The sequence below is a fragment of the Microbacterium resistens genome, from assembly GCF_021172025.1.
Taxonomy (GTDB): domain Bacteria; phylum Actinomycetota; class Actinomycetes; order Actinomycetales; family Microbacteriaceae; genus Microbacterium; species Microbacterium resistens.
The window spans coordinates 3,419,878-3,444,572 of the sequence record NZ_CP082781.1 but is presented as its reverse complement, the minus strand read 5'-3'; the positions used below and the strand labels follow the sequence as shown (position 1 = coordinate 3,444,572).

Genomic DNA, 24,695 nt, shown 5'->3' with positions numbered 1-24,695 from the left:
TCCGGACGATGACCGACTACTCCGACCGCCACGGCACCTCGCACCCCCTGCCGGACGCCGCCGCCGACGCACAGGTGCGCGCCGACGACCGTGCGCACGTCTTCCACTCGTGGAGCGCGCAGGCGCTGATCGATCCGCTCCCCGTCGCGGCGGGTGACGGGGCGACGTTCTGGGACTACGAGGGCAACGCCTACCTCGACTTCTCCAGCCAGCTGGTGAACCTCAACCTCGGCCATCAGCACCCGGACCTCGTCGCCGCGGTGCAGCGGCAGGCCGGGCGCCTGGCGACCGTCCAGCCCTCGATGGCGAACGACGTGCGGGGCGAGCTCGCCCGCCTCATCGCCGGCGTCGCACCGGAGGGCATGGAGAAGGTGTTCTTCACCAACGGCGGCGCCGAGGCCAACGAGTACGCGGTGCGCATGGCGCGCCAGGTCACCGGCCGCCGCAAGGTGCTGTCGATGTACCGCAGTTACCACGGCTCGACGGCCACCGCGATCTCGCTCACCGGCGACCCGCGACGCTGGGCCAACGACGGCGGCGACAACGGCACCGTGCGCTTCTTCGGGCCCTACCTGTACCGCTCCGCCTTCCACTCGACGACGGCGGAGGAGGAGTCGCAGCGCGCGCTGGAGCACCTCGAGCAGACGATCCTGCTCGAGGGACCGGGCACGATCGCCGCGATCATCATCGAGACCGTGGTGGGCACGAACGGCGTGCTGATCCCGCCGCCGGGGTACCTCGACGGCGTGCGCGAACTGTGCGACCGGCACGGCATCGTCTACATCGCCGACGAGGTGATGGTCGGATTCGGACGCCTCGGCGAGTGGTTCGGCATCGACGCCTTCGGCGCGAAGCCCGACCTCATCACCTTCGCCAAGGGCGTGAACTCGGGGTACGTGCCGCTCGGCGGCGTCGTCATCTCCGAGCGCATCGCGGAGCACTTCGCGCGCACGCCGTTCCCCGGCGGGCTGACCTACTCCGGGCACCCTCTCGCCTGCGCCCCCGGTGTCGCGACGTTCGAGGTGTTCGAGCGCGACGGGATCCTCGAGCGCGTGCGCGACCTGGGCAGCCGGGTCGTGGAGCCGACCCTGCGCTCGTGGGCGGAGCGTCACCCGAGCGTGGGCGAGGTCCGGGGGCGGGGACTGTTCTGGGCCGTGGAACTGGTCCGGGATCGCGAGACCCGGGAGCCGCTCGTGCCGTTCAACGCCTCCGGCGCGGATGCTGCGCCGATGGGCGCGTTCGCCGCCGCGGCGAAGAAGGGCGGGGTCTGGCCGTTCGTGCACTTCCACCGCACGCACATCGCGCCGCCGCTGGTGATCTCCGAGGAGGAGCTGGTCCGCGGGCTCGCAGCGATCGACGACGCCCTTTCCGTCGCCGACGGCTACACCCCCTGACGACGCCGGTCACCGCGTTTCGACTCGTCGCTGCGCTCCTCGCTCAACGACCGAAAGAGGCACCACCGGTCGTTGAGCGAGCGCAGCGAGACGAAACGCACTCACCCCGGGAAAAGCCACGTTTCGACTCGTCGCTGCGCTGCTCGCTCAACGACCGAGAGAGGCACCACCGCGTTTCGACTCGTCGCTGCGCTCCTCGCTCAACGTCCGAGAACAGCCACCGGTCGTTGAGCGAGCGCAGCGAGACGAAACGCGGCTACTGCTGCGGGGCGTTCCCGAGGGCGAGGAGCTGCGCGACCTGCTCGCGGTCCACACCCATCCCCGGGAATCCGGCCAGACGCCCGATCGGGAAGGACTGCATCATCTTCTCGATCGTGTCGTCGCCCATGACATCGGCGTCCATGGCCCCGCCGGCGCTCTCCCGCAGCGCGGCGAGCCGCTCCTGCACGATCGGCCCGACGACCGGATGCGCGAGCACCTCCGCCAGCGACGACTCCCCGGTGAGCGGCAGGCGCACCTCGTCGCCGTCGATCTCGACGGCGACCGTGGAGCGGATGTCACGGCTGGACGCGGCCACGTCGATCCGGTACGTCCCGCCTTCCACGACGAAGCGGTCCACGCGCACGTCCCAGTACGCCAGGTCCTCACGCCGGATGCGGAGCTCGACCTCGCGCGTCTCTCCCGCCGCCACGGCGACCGACGCGAACGCCTTGAGCTCGCGGGGCGCCCGCTCGACGACCGACGACTCCGGAGCCGCGTACACCTGCACGACCTCGCGGCCGTCGCGGGCGCCCGTGTTCGTCACGGGGACGGTCACGACCACGTCTCCGGACGCGTCGACGCGGGCCGTCGCGTCGCCGTACGAGAAGGTCGTGTACGACAGCCCGTGGCCGAAGGGGAACGCCACGTCCATCCGGCGCGCGTCGTACCAGCGGTAGCCCACGAAGATCCCCTCGCCGTAGCGGACGTGCCCGAAGGATCCCGGGAAGCTCCCGAAGGCCGGGGTGTCCTCCAGGCGGTGCGGGATCGTCTCGGCGAGGCGGCCCGACGGGTTGACGTCGCCGAGCAGCACGTCCGCGGTCGCGGAGCCGCCGGCCTGGCCGAGGAGCCAGGCCTCGACGATCGCGGGGACGCGGTCGGCGAAGGGCAGGGCGACCACCGAGCCGTTGGACAGCACGACGACGGTGCGCGGGTTCGCGGCGACCACCGCATCCAGGAGGTCGAGCTGGTGCGGGGCGAGGTCGATGTGCTCGCGGTCGAACCCCTCGGACTCCTCGGGATCCGTGAGGCCGAGGAACACGACAGCGACGTCGCGGGATCCGGCGAGGGCGACGGCTTCCTCGCGGAGCCGGTTCTGCTCGGCGGCGTCGGTGCGCGGGTCGAAGGCGAACCCGGGAGCGAAGGCGACCCGGTCGCCGGCCGCCTCGGTGAGCGCGTCGAGCGCCGTGTCGATGCGGGTCGGGTTGATGTGCGAGGACCCGCCGCCCTGGTACCGCGGGGTGCGCGCGAATTCGCCGATGAGGGCGATCGACGCCTCGGGGGCGAGCGGGAGGAGCGGCGCGCCGTCGACGGCGTCGTTCTTCAGGAGCACGATGGAGCGTCCCGCCACCTCACGCGCCAGCGCGTGGTGGGCGTCGACGTCGAGGGGCCCGGCCACGGCGGGGCGCGCCAGCGCCTTGTCCACGAGGTCGAGGATCCGGCCCGCCGCGGTGTCGAGCACGGCGGCGTCGATGTCGCCGGCCTCGACGGCCGCGGCCACCTGGCGGTCCGTGGTGCCGTCGCTGAACGGCATCTCCAGGTCCAGGCCCGCCGCGAGCGCGGCCACGCGGTCGTTCACCGCGCCCCAGTCGGAGACGACCAGGCCCTCGAACCCCCACTCGCCCCGCAGCACCTCGGTCAGCAGCCACGGGTCCTCGGAGGCGTAGACGCCGTTGATCCGGTTGTACGAGCACATCACCGTCCACGGCTGGGCGTCCTTGACGACGCGCTCGAAGCCGCGCAGGTAGATCTCGCGGAGGGGACGCGGATCCACGTCGCTCGACGAGCGCATCCGGTCGTTCTCCTGGTTGTTCGCCGCGAAGTGCTTGAGCGAGGAGCCGACCCCCTGCGACTGGATGCCGGTGACCAGCCCTGCGCCGATGACCCCGGCGACCAGCGGATCCTCGGACACGTACTCGAAGTTGCGCCCGCACAGCGGCGAGCGCTTGATGTTGATCCCGGGGCCGAGGATGACGGCGACGTCCTCGATCGCGGACTCGACGCCGAGGGCCACGCCGACGCGCTCGGCCAGCTCGGGGTCGAAGCTGGAGCCGAGGCCGACCGCGGGCGGGAAGCAGGTGGCGGGCACGCTGTCGTTGAGCCCCAGGTGGTCGTTGTCCGCGGCCTGCTTGCGCAGCCCGTGCGGTCCGTCGGTGACCATGATCGACGGGACACCGATCCGCTCGATGGGCTTCAGCGTCCAGAAGTCGGCGCCGCTGGTCAGTGAGGCCTTCTCCTCGGTGGTGAGCTCGCCGAGACGATCGCGGGTGGCTTCGGACATGTCGACTCCTTCGTGAACGGGTGGCTCCACCCAACCAGTCCGCACTCCAAAAAGCAAGTATCGCTCGGTTTTCATTCCGGCGACCCGCCCCGGCCGGTAGTCTCGGGGGATGGCTCGGCGAGGTGCGTACGCGAAGGGGATCGCGAAGCGGGAGGAGATCCTGCGCGCCGCCCTCGCCGTGGTCGCGCGCGAGGGGTACCACGGCGCCTCCGTGAAGGAGCTCGCCGACGAGGTCGGGCTGAGCCAGGCAGGACTCCTGCACTACTTCGACAGCAAGGACGACCTGTTCGTCGAGATCCTCCGGGCCCGGGACGAGCTCGACGCCGCCGAGCGCGTCGGCGCGCTGCAGGGCGAGCTCGACGAACTGCGCGCCGCCTACCTCGACCTCGTGCGCCACAACGCGCAGGTGCCCGGGCTCGTGGAGCTGTTCACGCGGCTCTCCGCCGACGCCGCCGATCCCGCCCACCCCTCCCGCGCGTTCTTCGCCGAGCGCGGCCGAGCCGTGCGCGCCTCCTGGACGGAGACGATCGCCAAGGCCCAGGCCGCCGGGCGGGCGCCGACCCATCTCGACCCGGAGGTCCTCGCGCGCCTCCTCCAGGCCGTGTCCGACGGCGCCCAGATGCAGTGGCTCGTCGAACCGGACATGGACATGGCGGCACTCGTGGACGCGTTCTTCACGCTCGTGGACCCGTCGGGCGGATCCGTCGACGGCGCGTCCGCGGGCGGCGCCCGCGGCACCCACGCGCAGGACGTGCTGGCGCAGGACCCGCGGGACGTGCAGGACGTGCAGGGTCCGCTGGGCGCGCGGGACGTGCAGGACGTGCAGGGTCAGCCCAGCAGCGGCCGCACCGAGGCGTAGGCGTCCGGCTCGTCCCGCGAGGGCGTGTCGAACACGCGCGCGATCCGCTGCCCGGGGTCGTGGCGCGGCCACCCGGGATCCCCGGCGACGAGGAACGCCACGGCGGCGGCGTGGACCTCGTCCGCGAGCTCCTGCGGCGGGTTCGGGCCGGCGAGCGGCTCCATCGCCGGGCCGTCCAGGGCGTCGAAGAAGAACGGCACGTCGAGGCAGTGCTCCGCGAATCCGAAGTGCCCCGACGGCCAGGAGAACCGGTAGACCCAGGTGGGCGCGGAGCCGCGGTCAGCGGCGGTCCGCACAACCGCCGCCCGGAACATCCGGTCGGTCAGCACCCGCCCGGCCAGCCGCGCGGCCCCCTTCGCCGCCACGTCGGCATTGGCCGCGAGGTAGGCCTTCTGCGCGGCCTTCGGGACGCCGAGACGTCCGAGCAGCACGCTCTTCGGGACCCACCGCAGGGCGGCCGGGGCGTCGGCCATCGCCATCGTGAACTCGTCGTCCGTGGCGCCGAGGACGAGGGGCTTGTCGGCGCCGATGCCGGCGCGCAACGACTCCGGGGTGGGCCGGAGGAGCAGGTCCCCGTCGACGGTCGGGCCCAGCGGAAGCCCCTCCTCCACGATCGTGCCCAGGGCGTCGGGGCCGAGCTCGGTCGCGGCCTTCTGCAGGACGAGGACCCGCTCCTCGCTCAACGCCGACCATCCCGCCCGCGTCGGCGCGACGCCGGCCTGCGCAGCGAGCGCCCGCCCGAACGTCTCGGACCGCTCGGCGCTCACGTCCGCGAGCGCCCCGGAGATCGCGTAGGCCCGGGCGAACAGATGCTGCGCGCGCTCCATCCCGAGCAGGGTGAGCACGGCGCCCCCGCCTGCGGACTGCCCGGCGATGGTGACCCGAGCCGGATCGCCGCCGAACGCCGCGATGTTCTCCTGCACCCATTCGAGGGCGAGGAGCCAGTCCCGCACGCCGCGGTTGGACGGGGCGTCCTCGATCCACCCGAAGCCGTCGAAGCCGAGCCGGTAGGAGATCGTCACCGTGACGACGCCGTCGCGGTTGAACGCCCGCCCGTCGTACCAGGGGCTCGCCGGGGAGCCGGCGAAGTAGCCGCCGCCGTGGATCCATACGAGCACCGGCAGCCCGCGCCCGTCCCCCTCCTCCCGTCGAGTGGTCAGTTTCTGTGGGTTGCGGCCCTCCGAACCCACAGAAACTGACCACTCGGGGAGGTGGGGGGTGAAGACGTTGACGTTGAGCGTGGCGTCGCCGGGCACGCTCGGCTCCGGGATGAGGGTCACCCCCGGATCCCCGCGCTGCGCGGTGGCTCCGAACTCCGCGGCGTCGAGCACGCCCTCCCACGGCGCCTTCGGGACCGGCGCGGCGAAGCGACGCTCCCCGACCGGCGCCTCGGCGAACGGGATGCCGAGGAAGGCGGCCGACCGCGGATACCCCGCCCCGCCCGTCGTCGGGCGCCAGCGCCCGCGCACCGCCCCTGCGGCGGTGCGAACCTCGGGGTGGGCGGTCTCGGTGCGCTCCATGGGTTTCCTCTCGGTCGGGTCTCGGAAGGCGGGCACGGTCATCGCACTCCCCGGATCGGCACGATCGCGAAGGCGGCGAGCGCCACGAACTGCGGGACGGTCCGGCGGATGGCGCCGGTCGGAGCACCCTCGGCGGCGGGATCGGGCGGAGTGAGGGTCATGGCTGCTCCACGTCGAGCGGATCGAAGGCAATACCGAACGCAGTTTGGTTTCTTGTGCTCAGCGTGCCATCCCACCGCTTCCCGCACAAGGGATCCGGGCAAGAAAGTCGAACATGATTCGGTTTTGTCGCCCGCGTCAGTACCCTGGAGCCATGACTCCGCGAGGCGCATACGCGAAGGGCGTCGCCAAGCGCGAGGAGATCCTGCAGACCGCGCTGGGCCTCGTCGCCGCCCGCGGCTACCGCGCCGCCTCCGTCCGTGACATCGCCGAGGCCGTGCGGCTGAGCCCCGCCGGGCTCCTGCACTACTTCGGCTCCAAGGAGGATCTGTTCCTCGCGATCCTGCGCGCCCGCGACGAGCAGGACGCGATCCCGCACGCCGGCCGACCGTTCCTGGACGCCTTCCTCGACGTCGTCCGGCACAACGCCGAGGTGCCGGGGCTCGTGCAGCTCTACACCCAGCTCGCGGCCGACGCGGCCGACCCCGAGCATCCCGCCCGCGCGTTCTTCACGGAGCGCACGGAACGGCTGGAGCGATCCGCGCGGGCCGCCGTGGTCGAGGCGCAGGCCGCGGGGCACATCCGCGCCGATCTCGATCCCGCCTGGGTGGTCCGCACGGCGCACGCCCTCGCCGACGGACTGCAGAACGCCTGGATGCTCGATCCGTCGATCGACATGGCCGCGGACATCCGTCTCTTCCTGTCGCTGCTGCGTCCGTCCGCGGCGGGCGGCCCGGCGTCCCGCTCCGTCCCCGGTACCCTGACGCCATGACCGACTCGGACACCCCCGCCGGCACCGGGGCGGCCCCCGTCGTGACGACCTCCGCGGGCCCGGTCCGAGGGATGTGGCGCGGTACGCCCGGCACTCCGGCCGGCTCCGCCGCGTTCCTCGGGATCCCGTTCGCCGCGCCGCCCACCGGACGACGACGCTTCCTCGCGCCCGTCCCCCCGGAGCCCTGGACCGAGGTGCGCGACGCGACCGCGTACGGTCCGACCGCGCAACGTGGAGACAAGGGCGAGACGCTCATCCCGGAGCCCAGCATCCCCGGCGCGTCGACGCTCAACGTCAACGTCTTCACGCCCCACCTCCCCGAGTGGTCAGTTTCTGCGGGTTCAGACGGTCGCAACCCGCAGAAACTGACCACTCGGCAGGGGGCGGGGGACGCGGCGGGGCTGCCGGTCATGGTGTGGATCCACGGGGGCGGGTACACCGACGGCTCCCCGGCCAGCCCCTGGTACGACGGACGCGCCTTCACCCGCGACGGCGTCGTGACCGTGTCCATCTCCTACCGCCTGGGCTTCGACGGTTTCGGGATCATCGACGGAGCGCCCGCGAACCGCGGCGTGCTCGACTGGATCGCCGCGCTGGAGTGGGTGCGGGAGAACATCGCCGCGTTCGGCGGCGACCCGTCGCGCGTCACGATCGCCGGCCAGTCGGCCGGAGGCGGGGCGGTGCTCCGGCTCCTCGCCCTCGAGCAGGCCCAGCATCTCTTCCACGGCGCCCTCGCGATCTCCCCCGCCCTCGCGGACCTCCCCCGCGACCGCGTGGAGGCGCGCTCGCACCGGCTGGCCGAGCTCGCCGGATGCGACCCCGATCTCGACGGCTTCCGGAGCGTGCCGGAGCGGCGGATCATGAAGCTCCAGCCGCAGGCCGCGCTCCTCGGGCGCACCGGCATCGCCGCGGTCACGGCGACCCTCACCGACGGCCTGCCATGGGGACCGGTGATCGACGGAGAGCTCGTCACGACCTCCACCGTGGACGCCCTCCGTGCGGGCGTCGGCGCAGACAAGCCGCTCCTATTGGGCGCGACCGACGACGAGTTCACCATGGTGCTCGACGACGTGCGCGGCAGGCTCCGCCTCATCCCCGCCGCCTGGCTTCTCGCACGGTTCCTCCGGGACCGCCCGGTGCGCCGCGCCTGGCTCGCCGCGAACCGTCCGCAGCGACGGAAGGGGACCGCCGCCGTGCTCGGGCGCTTCGTCACCGACTCCGTGTTCCGATCCCTCGTCGTCCGTGCGGCGGAGGCGCGGGGCGCGGCGCCGACCTGGGCCTACCGCTTCGCCTGGGTCTCCCCCACCAAGGGGTGGTCGTGCCACTGCCTCGACGTGCCCTTCTGGTTCGACTGCCTCGACGATCCGCACGTGGCCCGCCTCGCCGGGGACGACCCTCCGCAGCAGCTGGCGACGGACATGCACGGCGCCGCCGTGGCCTTCGTCCGCACCGGGGATCCCGGCTGGGCACCATGGCGCAGCGCGCCGGGAACCGCACGGGTGTTCGGCGCTCCTCCCGGCGAGCCCCTCGTCTCGACGACGGCGTACGACGACGCCCTCCCCCTCGCCTGACCCCGCGTCCTCGTCCCCTGTCACGCCCGCGTCCTCTGGCCCGCCGCATCAGGCACACGCGCCGGATCAGGCACACACGCCAGATCAGGCACGCATCCCTCAGATCCGCCTGAACCCGCGCGAACGCCTGAACTCGCGCACGAGCACCGCGCACGAGCACCGCACACGCGCACGCCACACGCACGCACAACACACACGCCGGATCAGGCACACACGCCGGATCAGGCGCAATTGCTCCAGATCCGCCTGAACCCACGCGAACGCCTGAGTTCGCGGGCGGCCTCGGCGGCCGCCCGCGAGTCGGCGTCAGTCGCGCACGGGAGCGAGCGTCGGGATCTCGTAGCGATGCGGCGTGCCGAAGCGGTGCGCCGTGACCGAGACCGCCTGCTCGCGCAGGAACGTCAGCAGCTCGACGCGGCCGGCGGAGACGACCGGGTTCGCATAGATCGCCAGGCTCGGGGATCCCGCGACGGCCTCGGCGGTCGCGGGCGCACCGGCGCCGATGAGCCGGACCCGCCCGTCGCGGGCTGCGAGGCGCACGGCGTGCGCGGCCCATGCGGCGGCGTCCTCGACGGCCACGGTCACGTCCTGCGACCCCAGCCAGGCGAGCACGGAGGCGGGCAGCGTCTCGGCCGCGCTGACCGTGACCCGGCCCCCGGCCCGGCGCCCCGCGGCCGCCACGCGCACAAGCTCGGCCACACGCCCGCCCTCGAACCGGATCGTCGCCGGCACCGCCTGATACCGGAACGCGTTCTGCTCCGTGACCAGACCCGAGGCGTCACGGACGATCCCGAACTCGTCCTCCCAGGCGTCGATGTCGGTCGCGAGCGCCGCGCGGAGCCAGGCGACGTCCGCCTCGCCGCCCTCGACAGCCGCGAGGGCGCCGACCGCGGTCGTCCCGAGCGCGTCGAGCTCCCGGGTGGTCCGCACGGGGGCGTCCGCCCAGTCCGCGAGCCCGACGAGGTAGTTCGGCCCGCCCGCCTTGGACCCGGCGCCGACGGCGGCCTTCTTCCACCCGCCGAACGGCTGACGCTGCACGATCGCACCGGTCGTGCCGCGGTTCACGTAGACGTTCCCCGCCTGGATCGAGGAGAGCCACTGCTGGATCTCGTCCTCGTCCAGCGAGTGCAGGCCGCTGGTGAGGCCGTAGTCGATGTCGTTGACGATCTCGATCGCCTCGTCCAGCGTCTCCGCCGTCATGATGCCGAGCACCGGTCCGAAGTACTCCACCTTGTGGAACTCCGATCCGCGCACGACGCCGTCACGGATGCCGGGGCGCCAGAGCTGGCCCTCGTCGTCGAGCCGCTGCGGCTCGAGGAGCCAGGACTCGCCGGGCTTCAGGGTGGTGAGAGCGCTGAGGAGCTTGCCCTCGGCCGGGCCGATGAGCGGGCCGATCCGGGAGCTGCCGTCACTGGGCTGGCCGACCGCATACGAGCGGACCGCGTCCACGAGCTGGCGACGGAAGCGCTCGGAGCGCGCCGCCGAGCCGACGAGCACGACGAGGGATGCCGCGGAGCACTTCTGGCCGGCGTGGCCGAAGGCGGAGTACGCCACGTCCTTGGCCGCGAGGTCCAGATCGGCACTCGGGGTCACGATCAGGGCGTTCTTGCCGCTGGTCTCCGCGAGCAGGGGCAGATCCGGCCGGAAGCTGCGGAACAGCTCCGCCGTCTCGTACCCGCCCGTGAGGATGACGCGGCCGACGGCGGGATCGCTCACGAGCTGCGTGCCGAGCTCGCGCCCGTCGAGCTGCACGTACTGCAGCACGTCGCGGGGCACGCCCGCCTCCCAGAGCGCCTCGACCATGACCGCGCCGGAGCGGCGGGCCTGACGGGCCGGCTTGATGATGACCGGGGATCCGGTCGCGAGCGCCGACAGCACGGACCCGGCCGGGATCGCGACGGGGAAGTTCCACGGCGGGGTCACGACCGTGAGCCCGACGGGCTGCATGGTCGCGCCGTCGACGTCGGCGAGCGCCCGCGCACTCTCTGCGTAGTAGTGGGCGAAGTCGATCGCCTCGGAGACCTCGGGGTCGCCCTGCTCGAGGACCTTGCCCGCCTCGGATCCCATGACCTCCAGGAGGTCCGCGCGGTGCGCCTCGAGGACGTCGCCGGCGCGGTGCAGGATCTCCGCCCGACCCTCGGCGCCCAGGGCGCGCCAGGCCTCGCCCGCGGCCACGGCGCGTGCGATCGCGGCGTCGACCTCGTCCGCGGAGGACAGCGTGTTCGCGGCGACCGTGTCGTCGCCGAGCGTCGAGTCCGCCATGCGGGAGCGGATCGCATCCCCCCACGCCCGGTTGGCCGCCAGCGAGGGGTCGGTGTCGGGGGTGTTCTCGAAGCCGCGTGCCCGCTCGGGCGCGCCGATCTCGACCGGGGCCGAGCGGTCCTGGACGCGGTTGGGCCCGGGGACCTCGGTCGGCACCGTGCGCACGGACGCGAGGAAGCGCTCCCTCTCGCGCTCGAACAGCGCCGGGTCGGCGTCGAGGTCGAACACCGCGGACATGAAGTTCTCGGGGCTCGCCCCCTCCTCCAGGCGCCGGATGAGGTAGGCGATCGCGACGTCGAACTCGTCCGGGTGCACGACCGGGGTGTAGAGCAGGAGCGAGCCGACGGTGCGCTTGACGACCGTCGCCTGCGCCGAGGCCATTCCGAGCAGCATCTCGAACTCGATCCCGGCCGTCACACCGCGCTTCTCGGCCAGGAGCCACGCGAGGGCGATGTCGAAGAGGTTGTGCCCGGCGACGCCGATCCGCACGTTGCCGATGTGCTCCGGACGCAGGGCGTACTCGAGCACCGCCTTGTACGAGGAGTCCGACTCCTGCTTCGTCGACCACGTGGCCAGCGGCCAGCCGTGCGTCTCGGCGTCGACGGTCTCCATGGGGAGGTTCGCGCCCTTGACGACGCGGACCTTGATCGGCGCCCCGCCGGCGGCGACGCGGGCGGCGGCCCACTCCTGCAGGCGGATCATGGCGCCGAGCGCGTCGGGGAGGTAGGCCTGCAGCACGATGCCGGCCTCGAGGTCGTGGAACTCGGGGCGGTCCAGGATCGAGGTGAAGACCGCGATCGTGAGATCGAGATCCTTGTACTCCTCCATGTCCAGGTTGATGAACTTCTTCCCGCCGGCCGTGCCCCGTGCGGCGATCCGGTACAGCGGCAGGAGCGCGTCGGCAGCGTGGGCGACGGCCTCGTCGAAGGCCCACGGGCTGTGCGGGGCGACGGTCGAGGAGACCTTGATCGAGACGTAGTCGACGTCATCGCGCTGCAGGAGCCGCCGCGTCCCCTCCAGGCGGCGGGCCGCCTCGTCCTGGCCGAGGATGGCCTCGCCGAGGAGGTTGACGTTCAGGCGCACGTCCTGCTTCTCACGGATCGCGCGGATGGCGGCGCCGAGCTTCGCGTCCCGCGCGTCGACGATGAGGTGGCGCACCATGCCGCGGAGGACCCGGCGGCTGATCGGCACGACGATCCCCGGCAGGATCGGGGCGACGGCGCCGCCGAGGGCGATCGCGGCGCGGAGCGGAGCCGGGAGGAAGGCCGGGGTGAGCGGGACGAGCTCGCGGAGCTTCCGCGCGGCGACGGCGGTGTCCTCGGGGCGGACGACGCCGTCGACGAAGCCGACGGTGAAGTCGAGGCCGTGCTCGTCGCGCAGGACGCCGGCGAGGCGCTGCGCGGCGGCGTCGACGGGGACCTCGCGGCTCTCGACGAGCCAGCGGCGCACCAGCGCGACGGCGTCGTCGGCGAGGGCGGAGAGGTCGGCGACGCTCGTGGCGGTCGCGGAGGACGGGGTGGGGGTCACGGCGGTTCCTCGGTCTCGGGTCGTGCGCGCGCGGGCACACGCCCGCGCGGGGATGATCCCAGCATGGGCCTGTTCATCCGCCGAGAAAAGCGATCTTTCTCGATGCACACCCTTCGGTATTCTCGAATGGTCCGCACTCCCGGGTCCGCCTCTTCCGAGTGGTCAGTTTTTGTGGGTTCCGGCCGTCCGAACCCACAGAAACTGACCACTCGATGAGGCGGGCGGGGCGGGACGCGGAGTGTCGGGGCGGGAGTGTCGGGACGCGGAGGCGAGGAAGGGGCCAGGATGTTCGAACTGCGACGGCTGCGACTGCTGCACGAGTTCGCGTTGCGAGGGACCGTCGCCGGAGTCGCCGCATCGCTCTCGTACAGCCCCTCCACCGTGTCCCAGCAACTGGCCCTGCTGGAGAAGGAGGCCGGCGTCCCGCTCCTCGAACCCGACGGGCGGCGGATCCGCCTCACCGCGCAAGGCCGGCTCCTCGCCGAGCACGCCGCACGCGCCCTGGAGCTCGATGAGGCGGCCCGCGAGGCGCTCGCCTCCGCCGACCGTCTCGCCGAGACCGTGCGGATCAGCGCCATGCCCACCGCCGCCGAGTCGATCGTCCCCGCCGCGCTCAGCCTCCTCGCGGAGCGGGAGCCCTCCCTGCGCGTCGAGATGACCGAGGCGCCGCCCGAGGAGGGACTCTTCGAGCTCGCCGCGCGACGCTTCGACCTCGTCATCGCCGAGCAGTACCCCGGCCACACGCGCGAGCGTCGGGCAGGCACCGCCCACGTCCTGCTCGGCCACGATCCGCTGCGGCTCGTCCTGCCGCCGGACGAGCCGCCCCGCTCCCTCGCCGACCTCGCGGACCGCGCGTGGGTGATGGAGCCGGCCGGATCGGCGGCGCGCCAGTGGACCGTCCAGCAGTGCCGGGCGGCCGGATTCGAGCCGGACGTGCGCTTCGAGGCCGCCGACCTCACCGCCCACATCCGCCTCGTCGCCGCGGGGCACGCGGTCGGGATCCTGCCCGATCTCGTCTGGAGCGAGGAGCGTGCGGACGTGACCCTCGCCGACCTCCCCGGCACGCCCGTGCGCGAGCTCTTCACGGCCGTCCGCATCTCCGCGCGCCGATCCGCGTCCCTCGCCGCCGTGCGTGCCGCCCTCGCCGACGCCTTCGCCGCACTCCGCCGCTGACTCCGTGGGCCTCGCTGCCTCGGCGTTGACCCGGACCGCCGCCGCTCCGCCGCTCACCCCGCACGACGAGCACCGGTCCCGGCCCGGCGCGCCCCCGCGCCGCCGGGATCAGCCGATCGGCACCCGGCTCGCGCGGAGCCGCGCATCGAGCTCCCGCAGCGCGGGGGCATCGATCTCCACCTTCATCGCGGCGACCTCCAGCAGGGTCATCGCTCCCGCCATGCGCGACATGTGCGGACTGTCGAGGAACGGCAGGGCGTCCAGCACGACGGCACGGACCGCGTCGTCCTCGAACAGCTCACGGATCGTCGCGGTGGCCACCAGCGACCCCTCGCCGAGATCCTCGGCCGTGGGCGCGGCGGTGAGCCCGCGCTGCACCTGCTCCCATTGCGCCCCGATGAGCAGGTGAGCGGTCGTCACAGGGCCCTCGGCGGGAAGGCCCAGCCGTTCGTACTGCTCCGAGGGCGCATCGCTCGCCCGCATCTGCTCCACGAGCAGCGTCGCCATCCGCAGCTCCAGCTCGTCGTCCCGCAGGGGTCGGTCCTGGGTCGGGTCGGTCTCCAGGTCGAACAGCAGGGTGCCGTACGCCCACGGGCTGCCGAACGCGAAACCGGGGACCTTCAGCACGGGCGCGCCCTTGGTGAAGGAGAACCCGGGGTGCAGCTCGGCCCCGTGCAGCTCGGACGGGGCGAAGCGTCCGCCCATGTGGGTCGTCATGAGCGTGTAGTCGTAGAGCGGTGCGTTCGAGGGGTCCGCGCACGCGCGCATGTACACGTACCGCCCGTCGGTCACATTGACATGCCCGCCCGCGTTGCCGAACAGGCCGGCGTGCCTCACCGGCTCGTCATGGGCGACGGTGCCGGCGAGCGCGCGGCCCTGCATGTCCGGCGTCGCGGCGAGCCCGAAGAAGTCCAGCAGCGTCGGGGCGAGATCGATCGTCTGCACGAGGGCGGCGCGCCGCTCCCCGGCGACGCCGGTGCGCGGGTCCCACACGAACAGGGGGATGTGGATGTTCTCGTCGTACCAGGGCTGGACGTTCTTGCCCCACCAGTTGTGCTCGCCGAGCAGCAGCCCGTGGTCCGTGCAGACGATGAGCATGGTGTCGTCCCACAGGCCCTGCTCGTCCATCACGTCGAGCACCCGGCCGAGGGACGCGTCGCACATCGTCACGAGCGCCATGTACTCGTTGCGCAGCTGCTCCACCTCGGCGTCGTCCTCGATCACGCGGCGGTAGGCCGGCCAGTCGAAGCTCGGCCCCTCGTAGCCGGTGTCGTAGAGCCGCCGGTACTGCTCGTAGCTGAAGAACGGCTCATGGGGATCGAACGCCTCGATCTGCAGGAACCAGTCGTCCTCCTGGGCGTTGGTGCGCAGGAACTCGATCCCGGCGTCGAAGGTGAGGGTCTGGGGGTGATCGGCCTCGTCCTGCAGATGGGCGCGGTTGATCCAGTCCTGCCGCCAGACCCGGTCGCTGCGGCGCACCACGGTGTCGGGGATGTCGGGATCGGCGACCTGTCCCTTCCAGGCGTCGCCCTCCTGTCCGCGGAAGAACTCGAAGGTCGAGAACCGCCCGTGGTAGGTCGCCCCGCCGTCTCCCCAGTAATGACGGTTGTCGGTCACGAGATGCGTATGGACGCCGGCGTCGCGGAGCATCTCGGGGACGGAGTCGTCGAACGGCTCCAGCGGTCCCCACGAGCGGTGCAGGAAGTTGTATCGCCCGGTGTGCAGCTCGCGCCGAGCGGGGACGCAGGGCATCGATCCGGCGTAGCAGTTGTCGAACGTCGCGGTGCGCTCCATGAGGCGGGAGAAGTTCGGGGCGACGACCTCGTCCGCGCCGTACGGCGGCAACAGCTTGCGGTTGAGGGTGTCGTACATGACCATGATGGCTTTCATCGTTCTTCTCCTTGATCCGTCTCCCGCCCGGGATCGCCGGGCTGTCGTAGGGGTGGGGGGTCAGTCGTCCGCGTCGTCCTCGGCCCACCAGCGCACCGACATCACCTTCGGGTCGAGGCTGAGGCGCTGGACGGCGCGTTCGAGCAGCGCGGCGTCGGCGTCCGCGCGGGCGAGCAGGTCGGCGTGGACGACGACCCGCGAGTTCTTGGCGTTGGAGGAGCGCAGAGAGCGCAGCGTCAGCTCGGGACGACTCACGGCCTGAAGGACGAGGGCACGCACGCGGTGCTCGCTCTTGTCGGTGGTCTTGGCCTCGAGGACGTACTCGACGGGGCGGACCGGGCCGTCGTCGTCCTCCGCGGGCCCGTCCTCGGCCGGTCGGCGGCGACGGTTCACGAGCCGACTCACCGGGCGCATCAGGGTGTTCGCCCCGACGACGGATGCGGCGCCGACCAGGGCGAGGACGAGCAGGCCTGCACCCGCCAGGGATCCGATCGCTGCGGCGCACCACAGGGTCGCGGCGGTGTTGAGGCCGCGGATGTTGAGGCCCTCGCGGAGGATCACGCCAGCGCCGAGGAACCCGATCCCGGACACGACCTGGGCGGCGACCCGGGTCGGGTCCGCGGTCACCCCTTCGAAGCCGTAGGCACCGAGCACGACGAACAGCGCCGAGCCGCCTGAGACAAGCGCGTTCGTGCGGATGCCCGCCATCCGCGACCGCCACTGGCGTTCGAGCCCGATCGCCGCCCCCAGCAGGATGGCGGCGGCCACCCGCAGGGCGAGCTCGAGCGTCTGCATGCTCAGATCCATGGTGTCCGGTCCTCGTCCGCGCTCAGGCGGCCTCGATGCGCGCCTGCGCCTCCGCCTCGAGCAGACGGCGTCGCTCCGCGCGGCGTTCCTGCTGGGCGGCGGGGTGCGGCACGGGCGCGGCCATGAGCAGACGACGCGTGTACGCGTGGTCCGGATCCGAGGTGACGACCTCGCCGCGGCCGAACTCGACGATGTCGCCGCGGTACATGACGGCCACCCGGTGGCTGACGTGGCGGACGACGGCGAGGTCGTGCGACACGAAGAGCAGGGCCACGCCGGTGCGCTCCTGGATCTCGATGAACAGGTCGAGGACGCGGGCCTGCGTGGACAGGTCCAGGGCGGAGACCGGCTCGTCGCACACGATGAGCCGCGGCGCCAGGGCCAGGGCCCGGGCGATGGCGATGCGCTGACGCTGCCCGCCGGAGAACTCCCGCGGGAGCCGGGCGCCCGCGTCCTCCGGCAGTCCGACCTGGCGCAGCAGCTCGGCCACGCGCTCGCGCGCGGCGTCACGGCGCACGCCCTGGACCTGCAGCGGCTCGGCGAGGATGTCCTCGATCCGAAGTGCCGGGTTCAGCGACCCGTACGGATCCTGGAAGACGACCTGGATGTCGCGTGCGAGGCGGCGACGCTGAGCGCGGGGCGCACGGGTGATGTCCGCGCCGTCGAAGCGGATCGCGCCGCCGGTCACCGGGGCGAGACCGAGGATCGCGCGCCCGAGGGTCGTCTTGCCCGACCCGGACTCGCCGACCAGGCCGACCGTCTCTCCCGGACGGATGTCCAGCGAGACGCCGTGCAGGATCTCGACGGGCGGACGACGGAATCCCTTGCGGGGATAGGCGACGCGGAGGTCGCGGACCTCCAGCAGTGGAGCGGTCACAGCACGGCCTCCTTCTGTGCGGCGGCGGACGAGGCGACGCCCGCTCCGGCGGGGACGTCCCCGTCCGAGTAGTCCGGGCGGGCCGGGCCGCCGTCGAGGATCGAACCGAGGAGCATCCGCGTGTAGGGATGCCGCGGGGCGTCGAAGAGGTCCGCCACGGACCCGGCCTCGACGACCCTGCCCGTCTGCATCACCACGACGCGGTCGCAGAGGTCCGCCACCACGCCGAAGTTGTGGGTCACGAGCATCATCGCCATCCCGCGCTCCCGCTGGAGGTCGCGGAGGATGTCGAGGATCTCCGCCTGGACCGTGACGTCGAGCGCGGTCGTCGGCTCGTCGGCGATGACGAGGTCCGGCTCCCCCGCGATCGCGCCCGCGATGAGCACGCGCTGGGCCATGCCGCCGGAGATCTCGTGCGGATAGGAGTCGAACACCCGCTGCGGGTCGGCGATCCCGACCCGTTCCAGCAGCGCGAGCGCCCGGACTTTGGCCGCCGCGCGGCCGAGACGGGAGACCACCACGAGCGGCTCGACGAGCTGCGCGCCGATCCGGTACGCCGGGTCCAGATTGCTCATGGGCTCCTGCGGGATGTAGGCGATGCGGGTGCCGCGCAGCCCCACGGCGCCGGTGCGCGGATCCAGCTCCCTGTCCTCGAACAGGATCCGGCCCCCGGTGACTCTTCCGCCCGGCGGCAGGAGTCCCAGGATCGAGAAAGCAGTCTGCGACTTGCCCGACCCGGACTCGCCGACCACGCCGAGGACTTCCCCGGGACGGATCGAGAACGACACCGACTCCACCACCGTCTTCACCGTGCCGTCCCGACCGGGGTAGCCCACGGACAGGTCCTCGACGCGCAGCAGGGCTCCCTCCGAGGCGTCCTCCGCCACGACCGGCGCCTCGACCGTGCGCACCGCGGTGGTCGACACCGTCGGCGCAGGCGCCGACGGCGCGGCGGCGTCGGTCCCCTCCAGCGCGTCCCGGACGGCGTTCCCGAGCAGGACGCAGGCGGCGACGAACAGGCCGATCGCCAGCCCCGGCCAGATCAGCATGGCCGGCGCCTTGTACATGGCCGCGAACGCGTCCTGGAGCATGCCGCCCCAGGTGGGGGTGTTCGGATCGCCCAGGCCGATGAACTCCAGGCCCGCCTGGATCACCACGGCGATGCCCGCCACGAAGGCCGCCTGGATGATGATCGGCGCGCGCACCGCCGAGAGCACGTGACGAGCGATGATCGCCGCGTCCGAGAGCCCGGACACGCGCGCCGCATCCACATAGAGCTCGTTCTTCACGCCCATCACGAGGTTGCGCACCAGACGGTAGAACTGCGGCGCCACCATCACGCCGAGCACCGCCATCGTGACCAGCGTGTTCGGGCCGATGACGGCGAACAGCGCGACGAGCACGATCTTGCTCGGCAGGACCAGGACGAGGTCGGCGATCCAGCTCGCGACGGTGTCGAACGTGCGGCCGACGTACCCGGCGAGGAGCCCCACGGTCACGCCCAGGAGGACCGAGATCACCACGGTCACGGCGGCGCCCGCGAGGGTGAGCTGACCGGCGACGAGCAGCCGGCTGAGCACATCGCGCCCGGAGGCGTCGGCGCCGAGCAGATGACCCGCCGTGCCCGGGGGAACGTTCGCCGCAGTGATGTCGACGAAGGCCGGGTCGTAGGGGGCGATGAGCCGGGCGATCGCGCTCAGCAGCACGATGAGGGCGATCGTGACGAGCGAGGCGGCGCCGAGCGGGTTGCGCAGGACGGCCCGGAAGGCGCTCGGACGCTCGCGGCGGCGCCGCGCGGTAGTGACGGACTGGGTGGTCGGGGTCGTCATTGCACACGCACCTTCGGGCTCGCCCAGCCGTTGACCAGGTCGATGAGCAGGTTCACGACCACGACGACGACGGCCATCGTCATCACCACGGCCATGACGATCGGGATGTCGCCCCGCAGCGTGGCGTTCAGCGCCAGCATGCCGAGGCCGGGGATCGCGAAGACCTTCTCGATGACGACGGAGCCGCCGATCATCGCGATGAACTGGAGGCTGAGCACGGTCATCGCCGGACCCAGGCTGTTGCGCAGGATGTGACCCGTGATCACCCGCCGCTCGGGAAGGCCGCGCGAGCGCAGGGTGCGCACGAAGTCCTGGCGGGAGACGTCGAGGACGGATCCGCGGATCTGCTGCGCCGCGCCGGCCACGCCGCCGATCGTGATCGCGATCACCGGGAGGGTGATCGACAGCAGCCAGCCGGAGACCGATTCGCGCGGCTGGACGAACCCGGTCGCGGGAAACAGCGGCACGCTGATCGCGAGGGCGACGACGAGGACGAGCGCGACCCAGAAGTTCGGCAGCGCCACGCCGACCACGGAGACGACCTGGACGACGCGGTCGACCCATCCCCGCCGGATCGCGGCGATCACGCCGAGGACCACGCTGATCACGGCGACCGCGAGAAGCGAGACGACGACGATCGACAGGGTGACCCCGAGCCGCGAGACGACCGCGTCGGAGACGGACTCCGCCGTGAACCACGAACGTCCGAGGTCGCCCGTGACCATCTGGCCGAACCAGGACCCGTACTGCACGAGCAGCGGGCGGTCGATGCCCAGCTCGGCGGCCTTGGCCTGCACCTGCGCCTGGGTCGCCTCCGGGCCGAGGATGCTCCGGGCGATGTCGGCGCCGCCGGCGTACATGAGCGCGAACGCGACGAAGGAGATCGCCACGACGAGGACCGCGCCGGCGATCAGGCGTCTCAGGAGGAATGTCAGCATGTTCGGATCCCTTCCGGGCGGGGCCCGGCCGTGCGCCGGCCGGACCCCGCGGCGGTTCAACTAGCGGGCGCGTAGCTCGCGAGGTAGGGGACGTTGCTGCCGAGCTGCATCTGCGTCGACGTCCGGGCGTCCGTGAGCTGGATGACGGAGGTGAACACCCACACCCCGAACCACGCGTTCTCGGTGACGTACTCGTTCACCGCCTGGTAGGCCGCGGTCTGCGCGTCTCCCGTGGTCGCCTGGATCTCGGTGAGCAGCGCCTCCAGCTCCGGGGTGGTGGTGTGCATCGGGTTCCACGCGCCGTCCGGCGAGATCATCTTGAAGATGTCGCGCCACGGGTGGCCGGAGCTGGAGCCGAAGGAGGCGATGGCGTACTTCCCGCCGAGCAGGTCCCCGACGAGGTTCTCGGAGGACACCTTGTCCCAGGTGACGGTGATCCCGACGTCCGCGAGCTGCTGGGTGACGTACGGCTGGGTGAGATCGCCCTTGACCTCGGGCATCGTGATCTCGAAGCCGTCGGGATAGCCGGCCTCGGCCAGCAGCTTCTTCGCCTTCTCCGGGTCGTACGCGTAGGCGTCGTCGAGCGCTCCGACGTATGCCGGGCTGTCGGGGTTGAAGATCTGCTGCGACGCCGCGCCGCTGCCGCCGAAGATGTTCTTCACGATCGCGTCGCCGTCGACGGCGTGGTTGAGGGCCTGGCGCACGCGCACATCCCCCAGCGCCGGAACCTGCTGTCCCGCACGATCGAACACGATCAGTCCCAGCCAGGTGACCTGCGCTTCGTTGATCGTCAGCCCTGCCGCCTCGGCCTCGGTGCGCACGCTCGCATCGACGTCCGCGGTGTTCACCTGGCCGGACTTCAGCGCGTTCAGGCGGGCGGTCACGTCTTCCATCGGCTTCACGACGACCTTGTCGTACGGGTAGGCGTCCGGGTTCCAATAGTCCGGGTTTCGCACGTAGCTGTACTGACTGCCGCGGATCGTGGTGTCCGCGTCCAGGAGGTAGGGCCCGGATCCGACCGGGACGGTGGCGAACGAGTCGGTTCCGAACGCGGCCGGCGACGCCATGGCGCCGGCCACCAGGCACAGGTAGTAGGTGAAGGCCGGATCCGGCGCGCTGAGGCGGATCTCCACGGTCAGGTCGTCGACGACCACGACCTCCTCGACGAGCCCCACCATGTACACGGCGACGCCGGTGCCGGCCTGGAGGTGCTCGATGTTCGCCTTCACGGCCGCCGCGTCGAACGGCGTCCCGTCGCTGAAGGTGATGCCTTCGCGCAGGGACAGCGTGAGCACCGTGTTGTCGTCGTTGTAGGAGAACTCTTCGGCCATGTTCGGCTCGATCTCACCGGTCGGGGTGTAGCGGAGCAGGGTGTCGTAGACCGGCTGCCAGTACTGCACCTGGAACCCGGTGTCGAGCTGGCCGGCGTCGAACGACGACACGTCCTGACGGGCAGCGACCGTGAGCGTCTGCGCGCCGCCGGCGTCATCGCCGCTCGCGGCCGCTCCCCCGCCGCATCCGGCGAGCGCCAGCACGGCGCTCAGGGCGAGGGCGACTCCGCCCGCCCGCTTCCTACCTGACCATCGCATGAAGACCTCCTTGTCGACACTGCCGCTGTGGCGAAGGCGAGAGGGTGCTCGGCCTTCGCGCTAAAATTACCGTGCACATGGTCGGTTTAGCAAGGATCAGATCTCGACGCTCCGCCGCGGGCCCGCCGATCCCGTCCCCTCGCGCACCGATCGCTAGTGTGTGAAGGCACCCACACCGGGACCACCCGGCGAAAGGACATGACATGGAGGCCGCAGCGGAGTCCGCCGCGCCGCGCAAGCGCCGCAGCCCCAAGGGTGAGGCCCGTCGGCAACGGATCCTCGACGTCGCGCGCACGATCTTCTCCGAAGGCGGCTACCACTCCGCGTCGATCGCCGACATCGCCGCCCGCGCGGGGATCTCTCAGGCCGGACTCCTGCACCACTTCCCGTCCAAACCGGAGCTGCTGCTGGCGGTGCTCAATTCCCGCGACGCGGAGGCCGTGCGCCAGTTGCGCGATCGGAACCTCACCGGCGTCGCCTATCTCAACGAGTATCTGCGCACGCTCTGGGACCACGCGGCCGATCCGGTGCTCGTCCAACTGAACGCGATGATCTCCGCCGAGGCCCTCGCCGAGTCCCATCCCGCGCACGACTACTTCGTCGAGCAGCACCGGGTGCGCCTGGCCGACTTCACCCGGAGCATCGAGGAGACGTTCGACTTCGACGCGATGCCGCCCGGCGTGACCGCGGAGACCGTCGCGCGATGGGCCATCGCCCTGGCCGAGGGCATGCGCCTGCAGATGCTGTACGAGGACGCGGGGAAGGTCGATCGGTCCGGGACCCTCGCCCTCTTCTTCGAGTCCTTGCGCCCGTACCTGCGCGATCCGGAGCCGATCACCACGCCCGGGGACGAGCCGGTCGGCCCCCGCTGAACCGTCGAACAGCGGCGGCCCCGGGTCAGCCCCGGCGGACCGTCGCGTGCGGGATGCGGCGGGTCATCACGCGGATCGCCTCCGGGTTGGTGTCGACGAGCACCGCGTCGCGCCCGAGAGCCGAGGCGACCGCGCCGGTCGTCCCGCTGCCGGCGAAGAGGTCCAGGACGCGGTCGCCGGGGCGGCTCGACGCCTGCACGATCCGACGCAGGATCCCCTCCGGCTTCTGCGTCGGATACCCCGTCTTCTCCCGGCCCGTCGTCGGCACGATCGTGTGCCACCAGACGTCCGTGGGGAGCTTCCCGCGTTCGGCCTTCTCCGCGCTCACGAGGCCGGGGGCCATGTACGGCTCGCGCTCCACGTCGTCCGCGTTGAACACGTGCGCGCCCGGGTTCTTCGCATAGACGAGGATCGTGTCGTGCTTGGTGGGCCAGCGCGTGCGGGGCTTGGCGCCGTAGTCGTAGGCCCAGATGATCTCGTTGAGGAACCGGTCCCGCCCGAACACCGCGTCCAGCATCACCTTGGCGTAGTGCGCCTCACGGTAGTCGAGGTGGAGGTACAGCGTGCCGTCGTCGGCCAGGAGCCGCCACGCCTCCTCCAGCCGGGGCACGAGGAAGTCGCCGTAGTCGTCGAAGCGGTCGTCGTAGGTGTGCAGCAGCTCGCGCACCCGCTCGTACCGGTGCCCGTGGAAGCCGTGGTTGACCTCGCGCGCCGTCCCGGCCGCCCGGGCCTCCGCCTCCGGTCCGGGGTCGCGGAACCTGTCCGGCGCGGCGGATCCCGCGCCGGTGACCGCCGGGGCGGCCGCTCCCCCGCCGCCCGCACCCGGCTCCCCGGCACCGGCGCCCCCGGGCGGGACGTCGGCGCGGCGCGCCGTCACCAGGTGCCGTTCCTGCGCGCGACCCGTGTTGAACGGCGGATCCAGATACGCCAGCGTGAACGCCCCCGAGGGCAGGCCGGCCGCGACCTCCAGGCTGTCACCCTCGACGATCTCCACGGCGCCGAGGCGCGGCGGCGCCGGCTTCGCCTCGGGATCCGTCCGGACGCTCGTCACGGAACCCGGTTCAGCCAGGCGTCGGTGGCGAACTTCGACGCGACGAGCGCCTCCGCCTCCGCGTACTCGTCCGCGGAGATCGTGCCGTCCTCCGCCGAGGTGAGCGAGCGGAACGTGTCGATGAAGCGCTGGATGATCTCCGCACGCGTCCGGCCGGTCTGCGTGCGCAGCGGGTCGACCCGCTTGGCGGCCGAGGCGGTCCCCTTGTCGCTGAGCTTCTCGCGCCCGATCCGCAGCACCTCGGTCATGACCTGTCCGTCGATGTCGTACGAGAGCGTGGCGTGGTGCAGCACGCCGCCGTTGGCGAGGCGCTTCTGCGCCGCACCCCCGATCTTTCCGCTGGGTCCGGCGATGTCGTTGAGGGGCTGGTAGGTCGCGTCGATCCCGAGCGACCGCAGCGCCTGGAGCACCCAGTCGTCGAGGAACGCGTAGGAGTCGGCGAACGTCATCCCCTGCACGAGCGAGGCGGGCACGTAGAGCGAGTACGTGATGATCTGGCCCGCCGCCATCAGCATCGCCCCGCCGCCGGAGATGCGCCGCACGACGTCGAAGCCATGCCGCGCCGCCCCCTCGGGATCCACCTCGTTGCGCAGGGACTGGAAGGATCCGATCACCACCGCGGACTGGTCCCATTCCCAGATCCGCAGCGTCGGACGCCGCAGCCCCGCCCCCACGCGCGTGGTGAGCACCTCGTCGAGCGCGAGGTTCATCCGCGGCGAGACGGCGTCGTCGTGCACGATCTCCCAGTCGAAGTCTCGCCAGCCCGGCGCGGTCACCAGGGCACGACGCACGGCGGTGCCCACCGCGTCGGGCGTGAAGCCCAGCAGCTGCGCGCCCGCGGGGAGCGCCGCGCGCACGGCCGCGGCGATCCCGGAGGCGTCGGTCTGCGTCGGCAGGCCGGTCACCGCGGCGTTGATCGCGTCCAGCGCGGTGTCCGGCTCCAGGAAGAAGTCCCCGGCGAGCCGGAAGTCGACGATGGTGTCGTCCTCGACCTCGAAGTCGACGACGACGAGCTTCCCGCCAGGGACCTTGTATTCTCCGTGCACGGATCCAGCCTACGGGTGCG

General features: G+C 72.1%; 18 protein-coding genes. 6 read left to right on the top strand and 12 right to left on the bottom strand.

Translation table 11 applies throughout. From position 1 onward, the window contains the following. Positions 1–8 precede the first annotated feature (8 nt). Positions 9–1,394: an aspartate aminotransferase family protein gene (locus K8F61_RS16250; RefSeq protein WP_231819866.1), complete on the top strand. Its 1,386-nt coding sequence runs from the start codon at positions 9–11 to the stop codon at positions 1,392–1,394. A gap of 256 nt (positions 1,395–1,650) precedes the next feature. Here K8F61_RS16250 and K8F61_RS16245 read toward each other — a convergent pair whose 3' ends face one another. Continuing rightward, a complete protein-coding gene (locus K8F61_RS16245) occupies positions 1,651–3,933 on the bottom strand; it encodes a glycoside hydrolase family 3 C-terminal domain-containing protein (RefSeq protein ID WP_231819865.1) in 2,283 nt (760 codons plus the stop codon). 109 nt (positions 3,934–4,042) lie between these two features. Between K8F61_RS16245 and K8F61_RS16240 the strand changes: the two genes are divergently transcribed. Continuing rightward, a complete protein-coding gene (locus K8F61_RS16240) occupies positions 4,043–4,792 on the top strand; it encodes a TetR/AcrR family transcriptional regulator (RefSeq protein WP_336246425.1) in 750 nt (249 codons plus the stop codon). On the opposite strand, the gene K8F61_RS16235 is transcribed toward K8F61_RS16240, so the two are convergent. Together K8F61_RS16235 and K8F61_RS19080 are read right to left on the bottom strand one after the other, a co-directional pair. Next, on the bottom strand, positions 4,762–6,312 hold the full coding sequence (locus tag K8F61_RS16235) for a carboxylesterase/lipase family protein (protein WP_231819864.1): 1,551 nt from the start codon (positions 6,310–6,312) through the stop codon (positions 4,762–4,764). The two genes, K8F61_RS16240 and K8F61_RS16235, sit on opposite strands and share 31 nt — an antisense overlap. Positions 6,313–6,350: 38 nt before the next feature. Then, positions 6,351–6,473, bottom strand: coding sequence for a hypothetical protein (locus K8F61_RS19080; protein ID WP_269456628.1), 123 nt, complete (start codon positions 6,471–6,473; stop codon positions 6,351–6,353). 152 nt (positions 6,474–6,625) lie between these two features. Between K8F61_RS19080 and K8F61_RS16230 the strand changes: the two genes are divergently transcribed. Further along, positions 6,626–7,243, top strand: coding sequence for a TetR/AcrR family transcriptional regulator (locus K8F61_RS16230; protein ID WP_231819863.1), 618 nt, complete (start codon positions 6,626–6,628; stop codon positions 7,241–7,243). Further along, positions 7,240–8,814 carry a carboxylesterase/lipase family protein gene (locus K8F61_RS16225; protein ID WP_231819862.1) on the top strand — a complete coding sequence of 525 codons (1,575 nt, stop codon included), beginning with the start codon at positions 7,240–7,242 and terminating at the stop codon, positions 8,812–8,814. The genes K8F61_RS16230 and K8F61_RS16225 overlap by 4 nt, the downstream gene beginning before the upstream one ends. 306 nt (positions 8,815–9,120) lie before the next feature. Here the strand turns inward: K8F61_RS16225 and K8F61_RS16220 are convergent, their stop codons facing one another. After that, positions 9,121–12,603: a bifunctional proline dehydrogenase/L-glutamate gamma-semialdehyde dehydrogenase gene (locus tag K8F61_RS16220; protein WP_231819861.1), complete on the bottom strand. Its 3,483-nt coding sequence runs from the start codon at positions 12,601–12,603 to the stop codon at positions 9,121–9,123. Positions 12,604–12,888: 285 nt separating this feature from the next. Between K8F61_RS16220 and K8F61_RS16215 the strand changes: the two genes are divergently transcribed. Continuing rightward, positions 12,889–13,776, top strand: coding sequence for a LysR family transcriptional regulator (locus K8F61_RS16215; protein ID WP_231819860.1), 888 nt, complete (start codon positions 12,889–12,891; stop codon positions 13,774–13,776). Between the two features lie 108 nt (positions 13,777–13,884). Here the strand turns inward: K8F61_RS16215 and K8F61_RS16210 are convergent, their stop codons facing one another. The 6 genes from K8F61_RS16210 to K8F61_RS16185 are packed head-to-tail and all read right to left on the bottom strand — an operon-like array spanning position 13,885 to position 21,706. Beyond that, entirely contained in the window at positions 13,885–15,666 is a 1,782-nt protein-coding gene (locus K8F61_RS16210) for a sulfatase (protein WP_231819859.1), read from the bottom strand. A 60-nt stretch (positions 15,667–15,726) separates the two neighbouring features. Next, positions 15,727–16,473 carry an MgtC/SapB family protein gene (locus K8F61_RS16205; RefSeq protein ID WP_217996243.1) on the bottom strand — a complete coding sequence of 249 codons (747 nt, stop codon included), beginning with the start codon at positions 16,471–16,473 and terminating at the stop codon, positions 15,727–15,729. A gap of 22 nt (positions 16,474–16,495) precedes the next feature. After that, complete coding sequence (locus K8F61_RS16200; protein ID WP_219085748.1) at positions 16,496–17,350, bottom strand: ATP-binding cassette domain-containing protein; 855 nt, start codon at positions 17,348–17,350, stop codon at positions 16,496–16,498. After that, the gene (locus K8F61_RS16195) at positions 17,347–19,179 is read right to left on the bottom strand and encodes a dipeptide/oligopeptide/nickel ABC transporter permease/ATP-binding protein (RefSeq protein WP_231819858.1); all 1,833 of its coding nucleotides are present in this window, start codon (positions 19,177–19,179) and stop codon (positions 17,347–17,349) included. Before K8F61_RS16195 ends, K8F61_RS16200 begins: the two co-directional genes overlap by 4 nt. Beyond that, on the bottom strand, positions 19,176–20,117 hold the full coding sequence (locus K8F61_RS16190) for an ABC transporter permease (RefSeq protein ID WP_231819857.1): 942 nt from the start codon (positions 20,115–20,117) through the stop codon (positions 19,176–19,178). Before K8F61_RS16190 ends, K8F61_RS16195 begins: the two co-directional genes overlap by 4 nt. A 56-nt stretch (positions 20,118–20,173) precedes the next feature. Then, positions 20,174–21,706: an ABC transporter substrate-binding protein gene (locus K8F61_RS16185; protein WP_231819856.1), complete on the bottom strand. Its 1,533-nt coding sequence runs from the start codon at positions 21,704–21,706 to the stop codon at positions 20,174–20,176. A 203-nt stretch (positions 21,707–21,909) separates the two neighbouring features. Between K8F61_RS16185 and K8F61_RS16180 the strand changes: the two genes are divergently transcribed. Continuing rightward, complete coding sequence (locus K8F61_RS16180) at positions 21,910–22,578, top strand: TetR/AcrR family transcriptional regulator (protein WP_067249655.1); 669 nt, start codon at positions 21,910–21,912, stop codon at positions 22,576–22,578. A gap of 25 nt (positions 22,579–22,603) precedes the next feature. Here K8F61_RS16180 and K8F61_RS16175 read toward each other — a convergent pair whose 3' ends face one another. Together K8F61_RS16175 and K8F61_RS16170 are read right to left on the bottom strand one after the other, a co-directional pair. After that, positions 22,604–23,629, bottom strand: a complete 1,026-nt coding sequence (locus K8F61_RS16175; RefSeq protein ID WP_231819855.1) for a DNA-methyltransferase — start codon at positions 23,627–23,629, stop codon at positions 22,604–22,606. After that, a complete protein-coding gene (locus K8F61_RS16170) occupies positions 23,626–24,675 on the bottom strand; it encodes a lipoate--protein ligase family protein (RefSeq protein WP_067249652.1) in 1,050 nt (349 codons plus the stop codon). The genes K8F61_RS16175 and K8F61_RS16170 overlap by 4 nt, the downstream gene beginning before the upstream one ends. Positions 24,676–24,695: the final 20 nt, after the last annotated feature.